Origin of the sequence: Kitasatospora sp. NPDC051164, assembly GCF_044455625.1 — a bacterium.
GTDB lineage: Bacteria > Actinomycetota > Actinomycetes > Streptomycetales > Streptomycetaceae > Kitasatospora.
Genome location: NZ_JBITFB010000047.1, coordinates 18622 through 39769, shown reverse-complemented (window position 1 = coordinate 39769; position 21148 = coordinate 18622). Strand labels below are relative to the sequence as shown.

Annotated in this window: 22 protein-coding genes; 6 read left to right on the top strand and 16 right to left on the bottom strand. The window is 74.2% G+C overall.

Annotation, left to right across the window (positions count from 1 at the left end):
- The first annotated feature begins 134 nt into the window (after positions 1-134).
- Both ACIBEC_RS42555 and ACIBEC_RS42550 read left to right on the top strand, forming a co-directional pair.
- Positions 135-740, top strand: coding sequence for a helix-turn-helix domain-containing protein (locus ACIBEC_RS42555; RefSeq protein WP_360509384.1), 606 nt, complete (start codon positions 135-137; stop codon positions 738-740).
- A 153-nt stretch (positions 741-893) separates the two neighbouring features.
- Positions 894-1727 (top strand): ribosome-inactivating family protein, encoded by an 834-nt coding sequence (locus ACIBEC_RS42550; RefSeq protein ID WP_360509382.1) that lies wholly within the window; start codon positions 894-896, stop codon positions 1725-1727.
- 68 nt (positions 1728-1795) lie between these two features.
- On the opposite strand, the gene ACIBEC_RS42545 is transcribed toward ACIBEC_RS42550, so the two are convergent.
- The 3 genes from ACIBEC_RS42545 to ACIBEC_RS42535 are packed head-to-tail and all read right to left on the bottom strand — an operon-like array spanning position 1796 to position 3964.
- Positions 1796-2659 carry an ABC transporter permease gene (locus ACIBEC_RS42545; protein WP_360509381.1) on the bottom strand — a complete coding sequence of 288 codons (864 nt, stop codon included), beginning with the start codon at positions 2657-2659 and terminating at the stop codon, positions 1796-1798.
- Entirely contained in the window at positions 2619-3485 is an 867-nt protein-coding gene (locus tag ACIBEC_RS42540; RefSeq protein WP_360509379.1) for an ATP-binding cassette domain-containing protein, read from the bottom strand. The genes ACIBEC_RS42545 and ACIBEC_RS42540 overlap by 41 nt, the downstream gene beginning before the upstream one ends.
- A complete protein-coding gene (locus ACIBEC_RS42535; protein WP_360509377.1) occupies positions 3482-3964 on the bottom strand; it encodes a MarR family winged helix-turn-helix transcriptional regulator in 483 nt (160 codons plus the stop codon). The genes ACIBEC_RS42540 and ACIBEC_RS42535 overlap by 4 nt, the downstream gene beginning before the upstream one ends.
- A 381-nt stretch (positions 3965-4345) precedes the next feature.
- Between ACIBEC_RS42535 and ACIBEC_RS42530 the strand changes: the two genes are divergently transcribed.
- Positions 4346-5065 carry a hypothetical protein gene (locus ACIBEC_RS42530; RefSeq protein WP_360509375.1) on the top strand — a complete coding sequence of 240 codons (720 nt, stop codon included), beginning with the start codon at positions 4346-4348 and terminating at the stop codon, positions 5063-5065.
- 334 nt (positions 5066-5399) lie between these two features.
- Here ACIBEC_RS42530 and ACIBEC_RS42525 read toward each other — a convergent pair whose 3' ends face one another.
- The 13 genes from ACIBEC_RS42525 to ACIBEC_RS42465 all read right to left on the bottom strand — a co-directional run bounded on the left by ACIBEC_RS42525 (position 5400) and on the right by ACIBEC_RS42465 (position 17420).
- A complete protein-coding gene (locus tag ACIBEC_RS42525) occupies positions 5400-5810 on the bottom strand; it encodes a hypothetical protein (protein ID WP_360508446.1) in 411 nt (136 codons plus the stop codon).
- Positions 5811-6065: 255 nt separating this feature from the next.
- Entirely contained in the window at positions 6066-6959 is an 894-nt protein-coding gene (locus ACIBEC_RS42520; protein ID WP_360508449.1) for an alpha/beta fold hydrolase, read from the bottom strand.
- Positions 6956-7663, bottom strand: a complete 708-nt coding sequence (locus ACIBEC_RS42515; protein WP_360508452.1) for an indole-3-glycerol-phosphate synthase — start codon at positions 7661-7663, stop codon at positions 6956-6958. Before ACIBEC_RS42515 ends, ACIBEC_RS42520 begins: the two co-directional genes overlap by 4 nt.
- A complete protein-coding gene (locus ACIBEC_RS42510) occupies positions 7660-8436 on the bottom strand; it encodes an N-(5'-phosphoribosyl)anthranilate isomerase (RefSeq protein WP_360508455.1) in 777 nt (258 codons plus the stop codon). Before ACIBEC_RS42510 ends, ACIBEC_RS42515 begins: the two co-directional genes overlap by 4 nt.
- Complete coding sequence (locus ACIBEC_RS42505; RefSeq protein ID WP_360508458.1) at positions 8433-9578, bottom strand: acyl-CoA dehydrogenase family protein; 1146 nt, start codon at positions 9576-9578, stop codon at positions 8433-8435. The genes ACIBEC_RS42510 and ACIBEC_RS42505 overlap by 4 nt, the downstream gene beginning before the upstream one ends.
- A gap of 127 nt (positions 9579-9705) precedes the next feature.
- A complete protein-coding gene (locus ACIBEC_RS42500) occupies positions 9706-10080 on the bottom strand; it encodes an ectoine synthase (RefSeq protein WP_360508461.1) in 375 nt (124 codons plus the stop codon).
- The gene (trpA, locus tag ACIBEC_RS42495; protein ID WP_360508464.1) at positions 10074-10988 is read right to left on the bottom strand and encodes a tryptophan synthase subunit alpha; all 915 of its coding nucleotides are present in this window, start codon (positions 10986-10988) and stop codon (positions 10074-10076) included. Before trpA ends, ACIBEC_RS42500 begins: the two co-directional genes overlap by 7 nt.
- An 85-nt stretch (positions 10989-11073) precedes the next feature.
- Entirely contained in the window at positions 11074-12141 is a 1068-nt protein-coding gene (locus tag ACIBEC_RS42490; protein ID WP_360508467.1) for a hypothetical protein, read from the bottom strand.
- Between the two features lie 3 nt (positions 12142-12144).
- Positions 12145-12414, bottom strand: coding sequence for a phosphopantetheine-binding protein (locus ACIBEC_RS42485; protein ID WP_360508470.1), 270 nt, complete (start codon positions 12412-12414; stop codon positions 12145-12147).
- A gap of 47 nt (positions 12415-12461) precedes the next feature.
- A complete protein-coding gene (locus ACIBEC_RS42480) occupies positions 12462-14102 on the bottom strand; it encodes an AMP-binding protein (protein WP_360508473.1) in 1641 nt (546 codons plus the stop codon).
- A 5-nt stretch (positions 14103-14107) separates the two neighbouring features.
- Positions 14108-14938 carry a MaoC/PaaZ C-terminal domain-containing protein gene (locus tag ACIBEC_RS42475; protein WP_360508476.1) on the bottom strand — a complete coding sequence of 277 codons (831 nt, stop codon included), beginning with the start codon at positions 14936-14938 and terminating at the stop codon, positions 14108-14110.
- A complete protein-coding gene (locus ACIBEC_RS42470; protein WP_360508479.1) occupies positions 14935-16170 on the bottom strand; it encodes a beta-ketoacyl-[acyl-carrier-protein] synthase family protein in 1236 nt (411 codons plus the stop codon). The genes ACIBEC_RS42475 and ACIBEC_RS42470 overlap by 4 nt, the downstream gene beginning before the upstream one ends.
- A gap of 38 nt (positions 16171-16208) precedes the next feature.
- Positions 16209-17420: an aminotransferase class I/II-fold pyridoxal phosphate-dependent enzyme gene (locus ACIBEC_RS42465; protein ID WP_360508482.1), complete on the bottom strand. Its 1212-nt coding sequence runs from the start codon at positions 17418-17420 to the stop codon at positions 16209-16211.
- Positions 17421-18101: 681 nt separating this feature from the next.
- Here ACIBEC_RS42465 and ACIBEC_RS42460 point away from each other — a divergent pair.
- The 3 genes from ACIBEC_RS42460 to ACIBEC_RS42450 all read left to right on the top strand — a co-directional run bounded on the left by ACIBEC_RS42460 (position 18102) and on the right by ACIBEC_RS42450 (position 21085).
- Entirely contained in the window at positions 18102-18974 is an 873-nt protein-coding gene (locus ACIBEC_RS42460) for a bacterial transcriptional activator domain-containing protein (protein WP_360508485.1), read from the top strand.
- 567 nt (positions 18975-19541) lie between these two features.
- Positions 19542-19895 carry a helix-turn-helix domain-containing protein gene (locus ACIBEC_RS42455; protein ID WP_360508488.1) on the top strand — a complete coding sequence of 118 codons (354 nt, stop codon included), beginning with the start codon at positions 19542-19544 and terminating at the stop codon, positions 19893-19895.
- A 212-nt stretch (positions 19896-20107) separates the two neighbouring features.
- Positions 20108-21085: an aminoglycoside phosphotransferase family protein gene (locus tag ACIBEC_RS42450; RefSeq protein ID WP_360508490.1), complete on the top strand. Its 978-nt coding sequence runs from the start codon at positions 20108-20110 to the stop codon at positions 21083-21085.
- Positions 21086-21148: the final 63 nt, after the last annotated feature.

Below are 21148 nucleotides of genomic sequence, written 5' to 3'. Positions count from 1 at the left end.
CTCCCCCTCGGGTGTGGGCCGCGTGTTTGGCCGGGCGCGGCGCATCGCGGGCTGGGCGCATGGCGCGCCCACCCCCTATACTGATCCGGAATCGGATTCCGGTTCCGTTTCGATGCTAGGAAGGGGCGCGTACGGTGTCAACGCGATCGGCCGACGGGAGCGAAGCCGGCGGCGAGGGCGGGACCGGCGGTGAGCGGCGCCCGCGCGCCGATGTGGCCCGCAACCGGGCCCGGCTGCTCGCCGCGGCGCGCGCGCTGTTCACCGAACGCGGCGACCAGGTGCAACTGCCGGACGTGGCACGGGCGGCCGGGGTCGGCATGGGGACCGTCTACCGCCACTTCCCCACCCGGGAGGCCCTCGTCGAGGCCGCGGCCGAGGACCGCTTCGCGGGGATCCTCGCCTTCGCCCGCGCCCTGGCCGACGAGGACCGCGACGATCCCGTCCTCGCCTACCTGCACCACGTCGGCGAGGTCCTGGAGAGCGACCGCGGCCTGTCCGCCGCCGTCGAGGCGCTGCGCGGCACCCCCGGCTCCGCGCCGCTGGGCCGCACCCGCGCCGAACTCGAGGAAGCCGTCGCGGTGTTGATCGAGCGCGCCCGCCGCGGCGGCACGATCCGCGCCGACGCCACCGTCGCCGACGTCCACCTGCTGGTCGGCGCGATCTCGGCCACCGTGCGCACCGGCAGCGGCCCGTGGCGCCGCCTGCTCGACCTCACCGTGCAGGGCCTGCGCCCCCGGTAGTCGCCCGCCCGCGAGCCCCGGCAGCGGCCGCCCGGTACGCACAGCGGCCACGGCCGGTGCGCGGAGCGGAAACCCGGGCGCGGGCGTTCGCCGTAGCGTCCTGAACGCCACCGCCGGAGGAGAACTGGCGGCCGTTCAGGAACTGGAAAGCAATTGCTGAAGAAAATCTGGTCCGCGCTGCTGTCGACGGCCATGGCCGCGGGCCTGGTCGCCGCGCTGGGCTCCCCGGCGCACGCCACCGACGAGAAGGTGACCGCCTGGAACGTCTCGAACATCACCAGCCGGGGTGCGCAGCACGCCCAGAACTACTGGAGCGTCATCGACTTCATCCACCGCAACAGCTACGGGAATGACACCAGCGTCCCGCGGCTGCGGCAGACCACCACCGAGCGGCACCTGATCCAGGTCCGGGTGATGGACGGCAATGACCATCTCACCTCCCTCTACCTGTGGTCGGACAACCTGTACGTGGCCGGCTTCTACTCCCCGGTCGCCAACCAGCACTTCGTGTTCGCCGACGGCCGTACGCAGCAGTTCCAGACCGCGCTCGAAATCCGCAACGCGCGCATCATGCCGAACACCGGGAACTACACCGCGCTGCCCGGCGGCAACAACCGGGAGAACCTGGTCCTCGAACCCGAGACGATCTACAACGCCATGCAGACGCTCCACCGGGCGACGGAGTACAACGACAACGTCGGGCGGGCCCTGCTGATCGCGATCCAGCTCTTCTCCGAGGCCTCGCGGTTCGCCCCGATCTTCGACAACATCCGCACCAACATCCGGGACTGGACCCACCACCCGCTGGGCGGCGCCAACGCCGACCTGGAGAACCAGTGGGGCCGGATCTCGGACTTCGCGAACGCGGTGGGGGTGCATGGCGAGAGTCGGCAGATCACGGTCCTGGGCCACGTCGTGTGGACGCTGACCGAGCTGGTGGCCGCCCTTGGCTTCGTCGAACTCAACGGCGGCCAGTCCAGGCTCTGACGGGCCGCGGGGGTGCCGGGTGCGGGGAGTCGGGTGGTCCGGCTTCCCGCGCCCGGCACCCTCCGTACCTAGCGGGCCAGGCGGCCCAGCAGCGCGGAGGCGGCGGCGATGCCCGCCAGGGTGGCGGCGGTGAGGACGGCGAAGTCCAGCGGCAGGTGGGAGGGGGTGCCGATGAGCAGGCCGCGCAGGGCGTCGACCTGGTAGCTGAGCGGGTTGGCCTTGCTGACGGCCTGCAGCCAGCCCGGCATCAGGGCCACCGGGTAGAGGGCGTTGGAAGCGAAGAACAGCGGCATGGTGATGGCCTGGCCGATGCCCATCAGCCGGTCGCGGGTGAGCACGATCCCGGCGATCGCCATCGACAGGCAGGAGAAGAACGCCGAGCCGAGCAGCACCGCCGCCACCACCCCCAGCAGACGCAGCGGGTTCCAGGTCATGGCGACGCCGAGGGCGGCGGCGATCAGCACGACGACGACGGCCTGCAGGACGGCCTTGACGCCGGCGGCGAAGGCCTTGCCGGTCACCAGGGCGGCGCGCGGGGTGGGGGTGACCAGCAGTTTGGTGAGGACGCCGGAGTCCCGCTCCCAGATGATCATGATGCCGTAGAAGATCGCGATGAACATCGCGGACTGGGCGATGATGCCGGGGGCGAGGTAGTCCAGGTAGGGGATGCCGCCGGTGGGGATGGCCTTGAGGCGGGTGAAGGTCTGGCCGAAGACCAGCAGCCACAGGGCGGGTTGGATCGCCCGGGTGTACAGCTCGGTGCGGTCGTGGCGCAGTTTCTGCAGTTCGACCGCGCACATCGCGGTGATGCGGGCGGGTACCAGGCGCCAGCCGGTGCGGGCGCGCGGGGGTACCAGCAGCAGGGAGAGGTCGGGGCCGGCGGCGGGGGGTTCAGCCGACGCGGCCTGCGGTGCGGCGGGTACGGCGGACATCGCCGAAGTCTCCTTCCGTGGCGTCGGCCAGGTCGCGGCCGGCGAAGTGGCGGAACACGTCGTCGAGGGTGGGGGCGTCGTGGCCCGGCGTGTGCGGGCCGGGGTCCTCGCGGCGGACCCGGTCCTTGAGTTCGGCGGGGGTGCCCAGTGCCCGGATGCGGCCGCGGTCCATGAGGGCGATGCGGTCGCAGTGGCGGTCGGCCTCGTCCATGTAGTGGGTGGTGACCAGGACGGTCATGCCGGTGGCCTTGCGGACGGCGTCCACGCGTTCCCACACGCCGGTGCGGGCGATCGGGTCCAGGCCGATGGTGGGTTCGTCCATCACCAGCAGGCGCGGGGCGCTGACCAGGGCCTGGGCGAGTTCGAGGCGGCGCACCATGCCGCCGGAGTAGGTGGCGGCCATCCGGTCGGCGGCCTCGGTGAGGTCGACGGCCGCCAGTGCCTGGGCGACGCGTTCGGCGCGTTCGGCGCGCGGGACGTCGAAGACGCGGGCGAACAGGGCGACGTTCTCCCGCCCGGTCAGCCCGGACTCGGCGGACAGCTGCTGGGGAACGTAGCCGAGCAGGCGCCGTACCTCCATGGGGCGGCGGGTGGCGTCGTGGCCGAAGACGCGCACCATGCCGGCGCCGACGGGCAGCAGGGTGGTGATCGCGCGGATGGTGGTGGTCTTGCCCGCGCCGTTGGGTCCGAGCAGGCCGAACACCTCGCCGGTGCGGACGGTGAGGTCGATGCCGTCCACGGCCCGGGTCTCGTGGCCCTTGCCGCGCCCGTGCCGGAAGACGTACTCCAGTCCCCGGCACACCACCGCCTGCGCCTGCTCGCTCATCGCCCCTGCTCCCCCGGCAGGTCGCGCAGGGCCTGCGCGACCTGCCGCAGCGCGGGCAGCGCCTCGGCCAGGGCCTGCTGCCGGTCGGCGGGCAGGCCGGCCACGGCCTCCTCCATCAGCGCGCGCCGGCGCCGGCGCCAGGCCTCGATCCGCTCCACGGCCGCGTCCGTGACGTACAGCAGCGCGGCCCGGCGGTCGGCGGGGTCCACCTCCCGGCGCAGCAGGCCCTGCGCGGCGAGCTGGTTGACCAGGGTGGACACGGAGTTCCCGGCCAGGCACAGCTCCTCGGCGGCGTCCGAGACCCGCAGTCCGGGGCTGTCCGTCACCAGGTGCAGCAGTTCCACCTGCGCCCCGCGCAGCCGCGGCTGTTCCATCGTGGCGCGCAGGCGCCGGCGGACCATGCGCTGGATCCCGACGAGGAGGGCGGACAGCTCGTCGGCCGGCGCGACATCGAGCGGTGCGAGCTGCGGCGCGGTCATACCCTCATTTTAGCTCTCAGTGAGAGCTATCCGTCGAGGGCGCACGGGGGGACCCGGGCGCGCGCGGCCCGCGCGCGCTTCGAGGACGCGGGCGGCCTGCGGGTGCCATGACGTCGGGATGCCGCGGACGGGGACGAAGCGGGCGCCGAGCGGGCTGCTCGTCTTCTGCGGGGGGACGGTCCGGCGGGTTTCGCGCCGCCCCCGCCGCCCGGGGCGGCGGGGCCTTCGGCGGCCGGGGCGGAAGTGCCGCCCGGGGCGCTCTGGCGCCGCCGGAGGATCTCTGACAACATCTCAGCCGACGTGAACGAAACGTGTGCCAATCGTTCACGTTGCCCGCACAAAACCGGTCGTAGAGCGTTGTCGAGAGATACGAGGCCTGCCATGAAGACCTTACGGACCCACACCTCGCACCTGGTGACGGTCGTGCTGCTGCTCCTGGGCATGATGACCGCCGCGAGCGCGCAGGCGCAGGCGGCCCCGCAGCGGCTCGCCGGCAGCACGACCATCTGCTCCTTCTCCCCCGTCCCGGCCGGGTGGGTCGTCACCAGCTCGTACAGCAGCTGGGGCTGTCCCGGCTCCGGCGTCTCGTACACGATCACCGACACCGCCGGGCAGACCAATCTCGCCATCTGCTCCTTCTCCCCCAAGCCGGCCGGGTGGGTGGTGACCAGCTCGTACAGCACCGGCAACTGCGCGGGCAGCGGCATCGCCTACGGCTTCCACAACGTGGCCAACGACACCAACGTCGGCGTGTGCTCGATGTCGCCGATCCCGACCGGGTGGGTGATCAGCAGCTCGTACAGCAGCGGCAACTGCGCCGGCACCGGCGTCGCCTACACCCTCCACAACACGGTCAACGACACCAGCGCCGGCGCGTGCTCCATGACCCCGGTCCCGGCCGGGTGGGTCGTCACCAGCTCGTACAGCAGCGGCAACTGCGTCGGCACCGGCGTCGCCTACACCCTCTTCAAGATCACCACACAGACCTCCGCCGTCGTGTGCTCCTTTTCCCCGCTCCCCGCCGGGTGGGTCGTCAGCAGCTACTACCCCAGCAGCAACTGCTACGGCAGCGGCGTCGCCTACTCCATCCGGAAGGCCTGACCCGCAGCTGCACGGACGGACGGACGGCTGTCACCGCGGAGCGCCGGCCGGACCCCCACGAAGCCCCGCCGCCCCGTCACCCGGGGCGGCGGGGCCCTCGGCGTCCTGGGCGTCCTGGGCGGACGCAACCCGCGCGCCGCGCAGCCGCGGCTCGTCCATGGTCTGGCGCAGAGCGATCGGTCCACGGGATCGGAGGCGACGGCTCCTTCTGACGGTGCCGGCGGGCGGGCGGGCGGGGGCGCCCCGCTGCCCCGCCGGGGCGGGGCCGGCCGGGGCGGGGCGGGGCGGGGCGGGGCGGGCGGGCGCCGGATGGGGCCCGCCCGGCCGAAGGGGCTCAGTTCTTGACGTACCAGGGGGTGATGAATCCCTTGTGGGTGCGGTCGCGGGACCAGGTCGTCACGCCGTCGGAGCCCAGGGCGTTGATGGTGAAGTCGAGGTCGTCGAGCTTCTTGCTGAACGTCACCTTGCCGGTGAAGTAGCCGCCCAGCGAGTTCCAGCTGCTGGTGGTGGTGCGGAACCAGACGGCGTGGTCGAGGCCGATCACGAAGTCCACCCACTCGCCGGTGCGCAGCAGCCAGGGGCTCTCGCCGTCGCCGTAGGCGCCGCCGCAGTAGAAGCTGCCGTTGTCGAAGCCGAGCTTGCTGGTGCAGACCTGGGGGAGGTCGCCGGCCTGTGCGGGGGTGGCGGCCAGTGCGGTGGTGGCGAGCAGGGCGAGGGTGGCGAGCGCGGTCGCGGTCTTGTTCACGGAGGCCTCCGGCGGGGTGGGACGGGCAGGGCAGGGCCAGGGCAGGGGACGGCCGTGGCGTAAGGCCGGCGGTCGTCCGCGCGGGCCTTGGGTGCCCATCCTTGCGCAGCGGCTGATGCTTGATCAACTTCTGGTGCCGCGGGCGGTCCGTGTGCGGACCGGCCGTGTCCGGGAAGGCGTTTTTCTTGCCCTGTGCGGGAGTTGGCGGGCGCTGGGGTGAACCTTGTGGCCGCGCCGGCCGTTCCCGGCGGCCGGTCAGACGGCGGCGAGGGCGGGGGCCGGGGCGGGGCGGGTGCGGCAGTCGTCGGTGAAGGCGAGGGCGCGCAGGTGGTAGGGGCGGGCGGCGTGGCCGAGGGAGAGGTTGTGGCCGGCGCCGTGGGCGGTGACCAGGCGGGCCAGGCCGTGGGGGAAGGCGGCGGTCAGTGCGGTGCGGGCGGCCGGATCCAGGCGCCACCAGTGCTCGTGTTCGGCCAGGGTCAGGCGCACCGGGACCCGGACGCGGGCGGCGAGGGCGCTGTAGCGGGCGGGCCAGTCGGCGAGTTCGCGGGATTCGAGGGCGGGGACGGGGGTGAGCAGGGTGCGGGCGGCGTGGAAGGTGCCGGGCGGGTAGAGGCCCAGGGGGCCCCAGTTGAGGCGGCCGCCGCCGGCGAGGTCGTCGGGGCGCTCCCACGCGCCGGGGGTGTAGTGCTGGGCGAGGCCGTTGAGGTCGGCGCCGAGCAGGGGCAGGCGGGGGTGGTGGGGCCAGTGGGCGGCGAGGGTCAGGGCGATCTTGCCGCCGAAGGAGTGGGCGAGGAGTTGGACGCCGGCGCCGGTGGGGTGGGCGCGGGCGTAGTCGGTGAGGGCGGCGTGGAGGGTGGCGGCCTGGTCGGCGATGAGCTGGCCGTGCGGGAGGCGGTGGGCGGAGGCGCCGTGGCCGGGGCGGTCGAGGGCCAGGACGGTGTAGCCGAGGTCGGCGGCGAGGGTGAGCAGGCTGGTGTCGGGGTGGGCGGGGCCGGCGAAGTAGGCGGCGCGCATGCCGCGGCCGTGGATGGCGAGGATGACGGCTTTGGGTTCGCCGTGTTCGGGTTCGGCGACCAGGGCGGACAGGGGGATGCCGTCGGCGTCCAGGACGAGGGAGCGGGTGCGGGTGCGCGGCGGGTGGGTGCTCATGCGGCGGCCCCGGCGCGGGCGGCGTCGAGGGTGGTGAGCCAGGTGTCGATGTCGTCGGTGCGCAGCAGGGCGGTGCCGACCAGGAGTGCGGCGTAGCCGGCGTCGAGGAGGCGGGCGGCGGTGTCGGGGCCGGTGATGGCGGAGGCGGAGACGGGGGCGCGGCAGCCGGCGGCGCGGACGGCGGGTAGCAGGCGCAGGCTGCGCTCGAGGTCGCCGGGGTCGCGTTCGCGGGTGCGGATGTCCTTGTTGTTGACGGCGATGACGCACTGGTCGGTGTGGGGCAGGTGGTCGAGTTCGTGGTCGTGGGTGATCTCGACGAAGGGGGTCAGGCCCAGGCCGAGGGCGCAGGTGACGAGGCGGCGCAGGGAGGTGGCGGGCAGCAGGGCTGCGGTGAGCAGGACGGCGGAGGCGCCCATGGCGTGGGCGGCTTCGAGTTGGGCGGGGCGGGTGAGGAAGTCTTTTTGCAGGACGGGCAGGGTGGTGGCGGCGGTGACCTCGCGCAGCAGGCGGGTGGTGCCGCCGAACCAGCGGCCGGTGACGACGGACAGGCAGGGGGCGCCGGCCTGTTCGTAGCGGGTGACGAGGTCGGTGACGGTGCGGGGGCCGAGGAGGTCGGTGCCGTGGGGGTCGCGGAGTTTGACTTCCATGATGAGGGGGCGCTCGGCGGTGAGGAGGGCGTCGAGGAAGCCGGTGGGATGGCTCATGCGGTGGCCTCCTGGAGGCGGGGGTGCCAGGCGCGGGTGAGGGCGGTGACGGCGTCGCGGGTGAGGCGGCCGGTGCGGTCGCGGGCGGCGGTGTCGATGTCGGCGCCGGCGTAGAGGGGGTGGTCGGTGACGGTGCGGTAGGTGTCGCGGTTGGTGGTGTCGAGGCCGCCAGCGAGGAGGAAGGGGGTGTTCAGGCGGGGCAGCAGGGCGTGGATGTGGTGGGGGTCCAGGCTCTGGCCGGTGGAGCCGATGCGGCCGTCGTCGGTGACGGTGTCGAGCAGGAACAGGTCGCATCCGGCGCGTTCGAAGGCAGGGGTGAAGGCCCGTTCGAGGCAGCGTCCTCTGGCGAGGTGGAGGACTTTGACGAGGACGGCGTAGGGCAGTCGTTCGCGCAGGTCGGCGACGAGGGCGGGGCTCTGGTAGGCGTGGAGCTGGATCCAGCGGATGCCGGTGGCGCGGGCGAGGCGGGCGAGGTGGTCGGCGTCGTCGAGGAAGGTGACGAGGACGGGTTCCAGGCCCAGGCGGATGGCGGTGGCGGCGAGGTCGGCGAGGTCGTCGGTGGTGAGGTCGGCGGGGCCGCCGGGGATGCCGTGCCACAGGCCGACCAGGGTGGGGCCGGTGTCGGCGAGCAGGGCGAGGTCGGCGCGGGTGCGGGCGCCGCACACCTTGAGGTGGCCGGGGCGCAGCGCGAGCCCGGGCGCCGGCGCGGCGGGGGGCGGCACGGCGGGGGCGGCGGGGGCTGCGGGGGCGGGTGGTGCGGCGGGGGCGGTCATTTGCCGAGTCCGAGCATGGCGGCGATGCGGTTGTACTGGATCTCGTTGCTGCCGGAGTAGATGGTGCCGGCAACCGCGTTGCGGACGTCCTTCTCCAGTCCGTACTCGGACATGTAGCCGTTGCCGCCGAAGACCTGGACGGCGGCGAGCGAGGTGGCGAGGTTGGATTCGCTGGTGAGGAGTTTGGCGATGGCCATGTCGACGGTGACGTTGTCGCCGGCTTCGAGGCGCTGGGCGGTGTCGTAGAGCCATTTGCGGGCGGTCTCGAGGCGGATCTTGGTGTCGACGATCTTGTTGGCGACGGACTGGTAGGAGCCGATGGGCTTGCCGAAGGACATGCGGGTCTTGGCGTAGTCGAGGCAGCGGGCGAGGCGGTGCTGCATCTCGCCGGTGTTGACGATGAAGGAGTAGAGGATCTCGCGTTTCATGACGTGGTCCAGGACCATGAAGCCGCCGCCGACCCGGCCCAGGACGCGGTCCTTGGGCACGCGTACGTCGTCGAGGAAGAGTTCGGACAGCGGGGAGGTGCGCAGGCCCATCTTCTTGATGGGGTTGCCGCAGGTCAGGCCGGGGGTGTCGGCGTCGAGGAGGAAGGCGGTGACGCCCAGCGCCCCGCCCTGGGGGTGGGTGCGGGCGTAGACGACGATGACGTCGGCGACGGGGCCGTTGGAGACGAAGGTCTTGGCGCCGGTGAGGACGAAGTGGTCGCCGTCGCGCACGGCGCGGGTGCGCATCTGCATGGCGTCGGAGCCGCTGTCGGATTCGGTGATGGCGTGGGCGCCGATGGCTTCGCCGGAGGCGATGCGCGGCAGGTAGGCCTCTTTGAGGGCGGGTGAGCCGAAGGCCTGCAGGGGGACGCCGGTGGAGGCGAGGGAGGTGGTGACGGAGAAGTTGAGGCCGCCGTCGCGGCAGGCGTGGCCGAGGCCTTCGAGGACGTACATGGTGGTGAGCAGGGATTGGCCCAGGCCGCCGTAGCGTTCGTCGAAGGGCAGGGCGAGGATGCCGGTCTTCTGGATCAGGCGCCACTTGTCGTGGGAGAAGGCGGCCTGTTCGTCGCCTTCGATGTGGCCGGCGCTCAGGTCGTCGCCGAAGCGGGCCAGGCCCTCGCGCAGGGCCTTCTGGTCGGCGTTCCAGCGGATCACGGTGTTGCCGCCTTCCTCCCGGGCCCGTGACCGGGCCCGGGGTGGCAGGCCGGCGTCGGGCGCCGGCGCTCGTCTGAACAGAGGTCCTCGCGGACGGAAGGTCTCGCCTGGGGCCTGTGGGCGGGCCCTAGTAGGCGGAGGAGGAGTGGGCGTCGAGCTGGTGGACCTCGTCGCCGCGCAGGGCCGGGGAGAAGACGCAGACCAGGCGCAGGTCCTCGTGGGGGCTGGCGATCAGGTAGTGGGCGTCGTGCTCGTCGAGGGCGTAGAGGCGGCCGGGGGTGATGGGGTGGGTGTTGCCGTCCATGTCGACGACCTCGCCGGAGCCGGCGATGCAGTAGCAGGCCTCGAGGTGGTTGCGGTATTCGAGGCGGGACTTGGTGCCGGCGTTGACGATGGTGTCGGTGAGGCTGTAGCCGAGGCCGTCGCCGGCCACCAGGAAGCGGCGGGACAGGCCGTTGCCCCATTCGACGGTCTTCACGTCGGCGATGTCGCGGATCAGCATGCGGGGTGTTCCTCTCGGGTGGTGGTGCCGGCGGGTGTGAGGGCGGTACCGGTGGTGGTGCCAGGGGTGGTGGTGCCGATGGTGGTGCCAGGGGTGGTGGTGCCGGTGGTGGTGGTGGTGCGTCCGCCGGGTGCGTCCGGGTGCGGGGGACGGGTGGGGCGGAGGTCGGTGAGGAAGGCGCCCAACTCCCCCACGGCGTCGAGGCCGTGGGTGTGGGCGTGCTCCAGGCGGGCGACGGCGGCGGAGCCGACGATCGCCGCATCCGCGCCGCTGTCGGCGACGGCGGCCAGGTCGGCGGCGGTCTTGACGCCGAAGCCGACGGCGACGGCGGTGTCGGGGGCGGCGCGGCGCAGCGCGGTGACGGTGTCGGCGAGCGTGTGGTGGCCGGTGGCGGGGGTGGTGCCGGAGCGGCCGTAGTGGGCGACGAGGTAGACGTAGGCGCCGGTGGCGCCGTGGGCGGCGTCGGCGAGGACCTGGGGGGTGGAGGCGGGGTAGCAGGTGGTGACCTGGGGCAGGCCCGTTGCGCGCATCGCGTGCTGCCAGGCGGGGCGCACGCGTGGGGGCAGGGCGTGGACGAGCAGGGCGCGGGCTCCGGCCTGGGCGATGGCCCGGGTGGTGGTGGCGGGGTCGCGGTGGCGCAGGCTGTGGCTCCAGTCGGCGAGCAGGGCGACCTTGAGGCGGGTCAACCGCGGGGTGAGGTCGGCGAGTTCGGCCAGGACGGTGTCCAGGGTGGTGCCGGCCTGGAGGGCGCGGGCGGCGGAGCGGCGGATGACGGGGCCGTCGGTGGGCGAGTCGGGGAAGGGCACGGCGAGTTCGAGGACGTCCACGCCGTGGGTGTCGAGCATGAGGGCGAGGTCGGCCAGGGGGGCGGCGGGGTCGCCGGCGTTGAGGAAGACGGCCAGGCCCAACTCGCCCGGGGGGAAGAGGGGTCCTGGGGGGACCGGTCCTGGGGGGAGGGGTTCCGGGGGGAGGGGTTCCGGGGGGAAGAGGGGGTCAGACACCGGCTGCCTCCTGGCGGCGGGCGCCGGAGGCGGCGCCGGGTGGGGTTCCGGGGCGGGCGCGCAGGCGTTCGGCCAGGGCGCGGGGGGCGCCGTCGGCGAGGGCGTCCAGGGCGGCGGTGTACGCGGTGGCCCAGTGGGTGTGGCGGCCGGAGGCGAGGGCGAGGGCGGCGGCGTTGAGGGCGATCGTGTGGGTCGCGGTGGGGCCGGCCTGGGCGGCGAGGGCGCGCAGGAAGTGGCCGGTGAGGTCGTCGGGGTGGGGTGCGAGGTCGGCGAGGGTGCCGGTGGCGGGGGCGACGGAGCCGGCGGGCAGGTGGATGGCGCCGTCGGGGGTGTGGAGGGTGTTGTCGGCGAAGGGCAGGAGTTCGTCGGCGCCGGCGTTGTTGTGGGCCAGCCACAGGGTGCGGCCGGTGACGTGGTCGGCGAGGTGGCGCAGCGTGTCGAGGGGGGCGGTGGCGCCGGCGCCGGTGAGTTGGGCGGTGACGGGGACGGTGGCGATGAGGGGGCCGAGGGTGTTGAGGGCGTGGCCGAAGGGTTTGAGGGTGAGGGGGTAGAGGGTGCGGGCGAGGCGGGTGAGGGCGGGCGGGTAGACGTGGGGGCCGGCGAAGGCGATGCCGTGGTGGGCGAGGTGGTCGGCGGTGGCGGTGTGGCTGGAGGTGAGGGTGATGCCGAGGCGTTCGAGGAGGTCGACGGAGCCGGTGGCGCTGGTGTAGGCGCGGGAGCCGGTTTTGACGACGGGGATGCCCATGGCGGCGGCGGTGAGGGCGGCGGCGGTGGAGAGGTTGAAGGTGGCGGGGCCGCCGCCGGTGCCGACGATGTTGACGCTGGCGGGGTGGGTGGGGCCGGGGTGGGGGGCGCGTTCGGTGAGGGAGGTGGTGAGGGCGGTGAGGGTGGCCGGGTCGGGCAGGCGGGTGGTGAGGCTGGCCAGCAGGGCCGCCGCCTGGGCCCGGTCGCTGTCGCGGGCCGGGCCCAGGGTGCGGTGTTCCAGCTGGTCCCACCACGAGCGCCAGGCGTCCAGGGGGACGGGGCGGCCGGCGAGGAGTGCGGTGAGGGCCGGGTGCATGGGTCAGCGGCCGGCCGTGGCGGTGGCCGCGGTGCGGCGCTGGGTGATGAAGGCGTCGATGGCGGTGACGGAGCGGAAGTTGTTGGGGTCCAGGTCGGTGTCGTCGACGGGCAGGGCGAAGTGGTCTTCGACCCAGGCGATGAGTTTGAGGACGCCGAGGCTGTCGATGACGCCGTCGGAGAGCAGGTCGTGGTCGTCGGCGAGCTGGTCGGGGGTGACGTCGGGCAGGAATTCCTCGATCAGGAACCGCTTGATCCGGTCGATGTTGCTCATGGTGGCAACTCCCTTGCGTGGTAACGGAAATGGGACAGGGGTGGTGGTCAGGGGGCGGGCAGGACGGCTTTGCGGTCGACCTTGCCGGTGGCGGTTTTGGCGAGGGGCTCGTCGTGGATGGCGAGTTTCTCGGGGACGGCGGCGCGTGGCAGGTTGCGGGCCAGGTGTTCGCGCAGGGTGAGGGTGTTGAGGGCGGAGCCGGGGGTGCGCTGGACGGCGGCGTGCAGGCGTTTGCCGGTCAGCGGGTCGGGGGCGGCGGCGACGGCGGCTTCCAGGACCTCGGGGTGGGTGAGCAGGACGCGTTCGACCTCGGCGGTGTTGACGGCGACGCCGCGGACCTTGACCTGGAAGTCGGCGCGGCCGGTGAGGTGGACGCGGCCCTGGTCGTCGCGGGTGACGAGGTCCCCGGTGCGAAACCACCGCCGTCCGGGGCCGGCGCCTTCGGGCTGGGTGGTGAAGCGGCCCGTGTCGCGGGAGCGGTCCAGGTAGCCGGCCGCCTGGAAGGGGGTGGAGACGTACAGTTCGCCGCTGCCCGCGCCGTTGACGGGGGTGCCGTCGGGGGCTGCGATGACGGTGCGGACCCCGGGCAGCGGGGATCCGATGGGCACGGGCAGGGCGGCGGCGGCGTCCAGGCGGTCCAGGCGGTGCCAGAAGCTGTCGTTGGTCTCGGTGCAGCCGTAGATGTTGTAGAGGCCGGCGCCCGGGAGCAGGGCGGGCAGGGCGGCGAGGGTGCGGGCGTCGATGGCGTCGCCGGTGAACACGGCGTGCTCGACGCTGTCCAGCACCGTGGCGCCCGCGTCCTGGCCGGCGCCCTGCCCGGCGGCGTGGCCGGCGGCGTGGCCGGCGGCGTGGCCGGCGGCCTGGACGAGCAGGGCGTAGGCCAGGGGGACGGCCTGCAGGACGTGCGGGCGGTGGCGGGTCAGCTGGGTGAGCAGGTGGCGGCCGCTGAGGGCGTGGGCGGGGTCGATGAGCAGGCAGGTGCCGCCGGCGGCGAGAGTGGCCCACACGTCGAGCAGGGCGAGGTCGAAGTTCAGCGGCGCGTAGTTGGCGACGGTGCGGCCGGGGCCGAGGTCGAAGGTGTCGTGGGCCCAGGCGGTGAAGCGGTCGACGGCGCTCTGCGCGAGGGGGACGATCTTGGGCAGGTCGGTGGAGCCGGAGGTGGTGAGCATGAAGGAGGTGCCGGCCGCGAGGGTGGGCACGGGTGCGACCTGGGCCAGGACGGGCAGGGCGGGGGTGTCCTGGCCGAGGGGGGCGAGCAGGCGGCGGGCGCCGGCCTGGGCGAAGAGGGCGGCCAGCAGCGCGGGGGCGAGCTGCGGGGAGGGCAGCAGGAAGGGGCGGCGTTCCATCAGACAGGCCAGGACCAGGGCGATCGCCGCGGGCGACTTGACGGCGAGCAGGCCCACCGGCTCCCCCGGCGCCAGCCGCAGGGCGCTCAGGCGCCGGCGCTCGGCCTCGGCGAGGGCGGCGAGTTCGCCGTAGCTGGTGGCCTGGTCGTGCCACAGCAGGGCGGGCGCGTGGGGGCGGGCCCGGGCGTGGGCGGTGAACGCGTCGGGCAGCGGCAGCGGCGCCGGGGCAGCCTGGGCGGTGCGGGGGGTCCCGGCGGTGCGGGCGGTCCCGGCGGTGCGGGCGGTCCCGGGGTTGTGGAAGGTCCCGGCGGTGGGGGCGGTCCCGGGGTTGTGGGTGGTCATCGGGTTCACTCCCCCGCCGGGGCGATCCGCGCCCAGCCGGCCTTGACGGCGGTCCCCGCGTCGGTGGCGACCGTGAACCGCACCACCGTGGCGCCGTCGTAGGGCTGCAGGGTCAGGCGCAGTGCGGTACCGGGGCGGGTGGGGGCGGCGAAGCGGGCGCCGAGGGCGGTGACGCGGGCGGGGTCGGCGCCGGCGTGGCGGTCGGTGATCTCCTCGGCGGCGAGTGCGACCAGGTGCATGCCGTGGGTGATGGTGCCGGGGAAGCCGGCCGTGCGGGCGGCGGTGTCGTCGAGGTGGATCGGGTTGAGGTCGCCGGAGGCGGCCGCGTAGGCGGCGGTGTCGGCGGCCGTCAGGGCGCGGGTGAGGGTGAGCGGTGCGCCGTGGGGGGTGGTGCCGGGGTGGGCGGCGGGGGCGAGGGTGCCGTACGGCTCGGTGCGGGTGGCGCCGAGCAGGAGGGCGGAGGTGGCGAGGTCGGCGACCGGGGTGCCGGTGTCCGCCCGGGTGAGGCGGGTGGTCAGGGCCAGGCGGGTGCCGCGGGCCTCGCGGCGCACCGCGCTCACCTCGACGGCGATGTCGAGGCCGCCGGGGGTGAGGGGGGTGTGGGTGTGGATGTCCTGGGCGAGGTGGACCACGCCGGTGAAGCCGGGGTCGCCGGCGGTCAGGGCGGTGACGGTGTGCTGGGCCAGGGCGTGGGCGGCGACGAAGGGGTGCGCGGGGCACGCCCCGGCGCGGTCCGCGGCGGTGAGGCCGGTGCGGGCCGCGGCGCGGTAGGCGTCCAGGTCCCGTGCGGTGACGCTCAGCCGGGTGCGCCGCAGGGGCGGGGAGGTCGTGGTCATAGCGGGGTCACCACCAGGGTCGCGTTGTGGCCGCCGAAGCCGAACGAGTTGGACAGCACCGGGCCCAGTCGGATGGGGCGCGCGGCGGTGTGGACGACGTCGAGGTCCAGGCCCTCTTCGGTCTTCTCGTGGTTGGCGGTGGGAGGGACGGTGCGGGTGTTCATGGCCTCGATGGCGGCGATCAGCTCGACGGCGCCGGCGGCGCCGATCAGGTGGCCGATGGCGCCCTTGGTGGAGGTGACCGGCACGCCGTGGGGGCCGAACACGGTGCGCAGGGCGGCGGCTTCGGCGCGGTCGTTGTGCACGGTGGAGGTGCCGTGGGCGTTCACGTGGGCGATGTCGGCGGGGGTGAGGCCGGCGTCGGCCAGGGCGGCGCGCATCGCCGCCACGGCGCCGGCGCCGTCGGGGCGCGGGTTGGACAGGTGGTAGGCGTCCGAGGTGGAGCCGTAGCCGGCGAGCAGCGCGTGGGGGCGGGCGCCGCGGGCGTTCGCGTCGGCGAGGCGTTCCAGGACGAGGAAGCCGGCGCCTTCGCCCATCACGAAGCCGTCGCGTTCGGTGTCGAAGGGGCGGGAGGCGCGGGCGGGGTCGTCGTTGCGCAGGGAGTGCGCGCCGAGGTTGCCGAACGCGGCGAGGGTGACCGGGGTGAGGGTGGCCTCGCAGCCGCCGGCGAGGACGACGTCGGCGCGTCCGCTCTCCAGCAGCAGCGCGGCGTGGCCGATCGCGTCCGCGCTGGAGGCGCAGGTCGTGGCGATCGTCAGCGCCGGTCCGCTCCAGGAAAGGCGCATCGCGATCTGCGCGGCGGCCGCGTTGGGCATGGTGACCAGCGGCATCAGCGGGGAGACCCGCAGCGGCCCGTGCCCGGTGTACAGGGCGGATTCACGGTCGCTGGTGGTGCGTCCGCCCACCGCGTTGCCGACCACGATCGCGCTGCGTCCCGGTTGCGGTTCGGGGCTTCCGGCGTCGCGGTGGGCGGCCAGCGCGGCCAGGGTGCCGTAGTGGGCGAACGGGTCGAGGCGGCGGGCGTCCTTGGCCGGCACCGGGCCGGCGGCGGGCAGGCCGGTGACGCGGCAGCCCAGGCGCACCTTGTGGCGGGCCAGGGCCGGGTCGTCCAGGGCGGTGGCGGTGGAGCGCCCGGAGGCGACGGTTCGCCAGAACTCCCGGACGGTGTGGCCGGCGGGGCTGACCACGCCGAGGCCGGTGACGGCGATCGGCGGGCGGGCGGGCGGGGCCATGGCTTCCTCTCCTGTCCAGGCCGGGTGGTGGCGGGTGTTCAGATCAGGCCGGTCTGGGCGGCGGCGCTCAGGAACGCGTCGGCGGCGAAGTCGATGTCGGCCGCGGTGTGGCGGGCGGTGACCGCGATGCGCAGCCGGGCCAGGTCGTTGGGCACGGCGGGGGTGACCACGGGCAGGCCGATGACGCCGGCCTTGCGGCAGGCGGTGGCGTAGTCGTAGGCGGCGTCGTCGGTGCCGGCGATGACGGGCAGCACGGCGGTGGTGGAGTCCATGGTGGAGATGCCGGCCGCGTTCAGGCGCTCGCGCAGGCGCTGGGCCTGGAGCTGGGTGTGGGTGACGCGTTCGGGTTCGCGGCGCAGGATCCGCAGGGACTCCAGGGCAGCGCCGGTTTGGGCGGGGCCCAGGGCGGCGGAGAACAGGAACGGGCGGGCGGCGTAGCGCAGGTGGCCGATGAGGTCGTGGCTGCCGGCGACCCAGCCGCCCATGGAGGGGATGGCCTTGGAGAGGGTGCCGAGTTTGACGTCGACGCGCACCTGGTGGCCGAAGTGTTCCTCGATGCCGCCGCCGGTGGCGCCGATGACGCCGAGGGCGTGGGCCTCGTCGACCATGAGCAGGGCGTCGTAGCGGTCGCAGACCTCGCGCAGTTCGGGCAGCGGGGCGATGTCGCCGTCCATGGAGTAGACGCTGTCGACGATGACCAGGCGTACCCCGGTGGGGGCGGCGGCCTTGAGGCGGCGCTCGAGGTGGTCGACGTCGTTGTGGCGGAAACGGGTCACGGTGGCCCCGGACAGGCGGCAGCCGTCGACGATGGAGGCGTGGTCGTACTTGTCGATCAGGACGGTGTCGCCCTGGCCGACCAGGGCGCCCACGGTGCCGACGTTGGCGGCGTAGCCGGAGCCGAAGACCAGGGCACGCTCGCGGTGGGCGTAGCTGGCGACCTCGGCTTCCAGTTCCTCGTGCAGCGGGATGGTGCCGGCCAGGGCGCGCACGCCGTGGTTGCCGGTGCCGTAGACGTCGACGGCGGCCTTGGCGGCGGCGACCACGCGCTCGTCGCCGGCCAGGCCGAGGTAGCTGTAGCCGGACATCATGAGCAGGCGCTCGCCGTCGAGGTCGCAGTAGGCGCTGTCGCGTTCCATGGTGTAGGCGACGAAGCTGTTGCGCCGGGAGGGGTCGGACTCCAGTGCGGCCACCCGGGCATTCGTTGCGGCGAGCTTCGGCTCCAGGCGGTCCCATGCTCCGGTGGCGTTCACGGGCGTTTCTCCTTCACGGCGTCACGGCTTCGAGGGCTTTCACAGGTCTCACGGGTCTCACGGCTTCGCGGGTATCGCGGCTTCGCGGGTCTCACGGGTCTCACGGCTTCGCGGGTCTCACGGCTTCGCGGGTATCGCGGGTCTCACGGCTTCGCGGGTATCGCGGGTATCGCGGGTATCGCGGGTTTTCGCGGGCGGTTCTTCGGCGGCGTTCCGGGTGGCGTTCCGGTTTGTTTCCGGTTTCCGTCCGGTTCGTTTCCGGAGGTTTCCCGGCGGGGCGTTTCACGGTGGCTGCGGGCGGGATTTCTCGAAGCCTTCACGCGGGCTGCTCAAGGATGGCTACATTTCTACGGCAGGATGCGCAAGGCGTCCGCAATAGCCGCTTCTTTGGCCTGCGGAAACCATCTGACGTGCGGAAACCTTGCGCCCACGACGCATCGACCGGCCGGCGGGTATGTTTTCGCGGCCGGTGTTGACACCGCGCCTCGCGCCGAATGTATGGTCAAAATCCGCCGAAACCGAACGGCTGGTCGGCGGCGCATCCGTCCCGTTCCGGGTTTACCGCTTTCCCATGCCGACAGCCCGGCACGGGCCGTCACTTCCGCTTTGCCTCAAGGGGGTTGGAGCTACGTTGAACGGCTTCAGGGAAGACAGTCCGTCCGGCAGATCGGGGGCGCGGCGATGCTGATCCGCCTCACCGGCCTGGTCGCGATCGAGCACGAGAACGGTGCCCCGCAGCACCTGTCCAGCGCCCAGGCCCAGGTGGCGTTCGCCCGCCTGGTCCTGGAGCGCTCCGGCGGCACCAGCCGCGACCAGCTGGCCGACACCATCTGGCCCGACGGCCTGCCCGACACCTGGGCCTCGGCCCTGCGCAGCGTGGTCAGCCGGGTACGGGCCTTCGTCACCGACCCTGGCCAGGGGCCGGGCGCCACCCCGCTGATCGCCCAGGGCGGGCGCTACGTGCTGCGCCTGCCGGCCGACGCGGCGGTGGACCTGGAAGCCGCCGCCTGCGCCGTCGGCGAAGCCGGCGAGGCCCTGGCGGCGCGCAGCCACGCGGTGGCCCAGCAACTGGCCGCCGGCGCGCTGGCCAACCTGCGCGGCTCGTTCCTGCCCGACCACGAGGGCGACTGGGCGCAAGGGGTACGCGAACACGTCGAGGAACTGCGCATCAGCGCACTGGAGACCGCGAGCCTGGCCGCCTCCGCCCTCGGCGAGGAACACCACGCGCTGCGCTGGGCCGACGAGGCGGTGCGCCGCGCCCCGTTCCGCGAAAGCGCCTACCGCTGCCGCATGGAAGCCCTCGCCGCCTCCGGCAACCGCGCCGAGGCCCTGCGCTGCTACCAGCAGCTGCGCCAGGTCCTGGCCGAGGAACTGGGCATCGACCCGGCCGCCGAGACCCAGGAGCTCTACCTCGCCCTGCTGCGCACCCCCACCCCCGCACCCCCCGCCCCGTCGGCGGTACGGCCGGTGGACCCGGTCCTGATGGGCATCTTCGAACCCCTCGCCCTCACCCGCCTGCCCCGCCCCGCCCCCACCCCGGCCCGCGCCGCCTGACCGGGGCCACCCCCCTCTCCCTCTCCTCTCCCCGCATCTGTCCCCTCTCCCCGCGCCCCCGACAAGGGGCGCGGGGAGAGGGGCACGCACCGCCGGCCCCTCCCGCACCCACCCGCCCGGCCCCGCCCGGCGCACCCCAGGCGCACGCCGCTCCCCTACCGCGCCCCGCCCCCACCACACACCCACCCGCCCGGCACCCACCCGCCCGGCACCCACCACCGGGCACGCACCGCCGGCCCGGCTCCCCGCGCGACCGTCCTCCCGTCCGGCCCGTCCGGTGGCCCCCTCCCGTCCCCACCACGCACCCACCCGCCCCTTCCCCGTCCCGCTCTCCCCCCGGCGCCCCCGGTCCGCTTCCCCGCGCGACCACCCGCCCGTCCGGCCCTGCCCGCTGGGCACGCTCCGTCCCGGCGGGCCCCTTGCGCCCCTCGGGTGTGTTGCGGAGGTGTTGCGGTGGGCGTGGCAGATGGGTCGGGCGTAGTAGCGTCGGGGCGTGAAGTCGCGCGCACGGCGCGGTTTTTGACCATGGGACGGACGGGGGTCGAGTGTTGGGAAGGGGTGGTGGGTGTGGGACGGGCACGCGTGGCGGCGCGGATGATCGAGCACCCTGGTGTGGAGGACGTGAGCGTCCAGCGGGTGCTGGAGGCGCTCGCTGATCCGGCCCGCAGGTCGGTGGTGCGCACGCTCGCGCACTCGGGAGCCGATCTGAGTTGCGGTTCCTTCGACTTGCCGGTCGGGCGTTCGACCTCCAGTCACCACTTCAGCGTGCTGCGCGAGGCGGGACTGCTGCGCCAGTACTACGTGGGGACCACCAAGATGAACGCGTTGCGCAGCGAGGAGCTGGAGGACCGTTTCCCGGGCCTGTTGTCGGCGGTGGTGGCCGCCGCCGACGCGGAGGCCCTGGACACCGCACCCTCCTGACAGGTTCCGATGATCCGTCAACTCCGGTCGGCGAGAACACTCTTGCCGATCGCGGGCGCCGTTTCCGGGTGCCAGTTCCCGGCGCCGGGGTGCGGGTGCCGGTGGGCGGGTGCCGGTGGGCGGGTGCCGGTGGGCGGGTGCCAGTGGGCCTCGGCCGTGGCGTCGGGGCCCTCGGGGAGGCGGGCGGAGCGGGGCGCGTAGGCTGTCCGTCCATGATCGGGAACGCCGGGACCGGGGACGACGGGCAGGGCTGGGCCGCGACCCTGCGGTGGGTCCAGGGCGCGCTCGCGCCCGGTGAGCGGATCGCGCAGGTGACGGCGCTCAAGGGCGGGTGGACCTCGCGGATGCGCCGCCTGGACATCGAACGCCCGGGCGGCGACGGCCCGTACGCGCTGGTGCTGCGCTCCTTCGTCACGCCGTTCTACCGCCGCCACGCCCCGGCCCTGCTGGCCCGCGAGGCCGGCGTGCTGGGCCTGCTGGAGAGCGGCGGCGTCCCGGCCGCGCGCCTGTTCTCCCTCGACGAGCACGGCGCGGCCTGCGACCACCCGTCGCTGGTGATGACGCACCTTCCCGGCGGTGTGCGCCTGGCCCAGGACGCGGACACCGGCCGGCGCGCGGACCTGCTGGCCGCCCAGCTCGCCGCCGTCCACGCCGTCGAGGTCGGTGAGCAGCGGCGCCCGCGCGCCTGGCAGGCGTGGACGGCCCCCGACCTCGTCCGCGTCCCCGGGCACACGCGGCGCCCCGCGCTGTGGGCGCGGGCGGTGGAGGCGATCCGCCGCGAGGCGCCCGCGCACCGCCCGTGCTTCCTGCACCGCGACTTCCACCCCGGCAACGTGCTGTTCACCGGCGCCGGGGAGCAGCTGGCGGTCAGCGGGGTGGTCGACTGGGTGGAGACGTCCTGGGGCCCGGCCGACCTGGACGTCGCCCACTGCTCCACCGCGCTGGCCCTGCTCCACGGCCCCGCGGCCGGCCTGGCCTTCGCCGAGCGCTACCGCAACGCCGGCGGCCGCCCCCTCGCCGAGGGCGGCGACCACCTGTACTGGCGGCTGCTGGACGCCCTCGCCTTCGCCCCGGACGCGGAGAAAGTCGCCGTCCCCTGGCGCGAACTGGGCCGCACCGACCTGACCCCGGACGTCCTGATTGCCCGTCTGGAGGACTACCTGCAAGCCCTGTTCGACCGCTACGCCTGACCGCCCCCGCCTACCGGCCCCGGCCCTCCCGCGACCGGAACAGGCACCCGCGCGCCGGCGTTC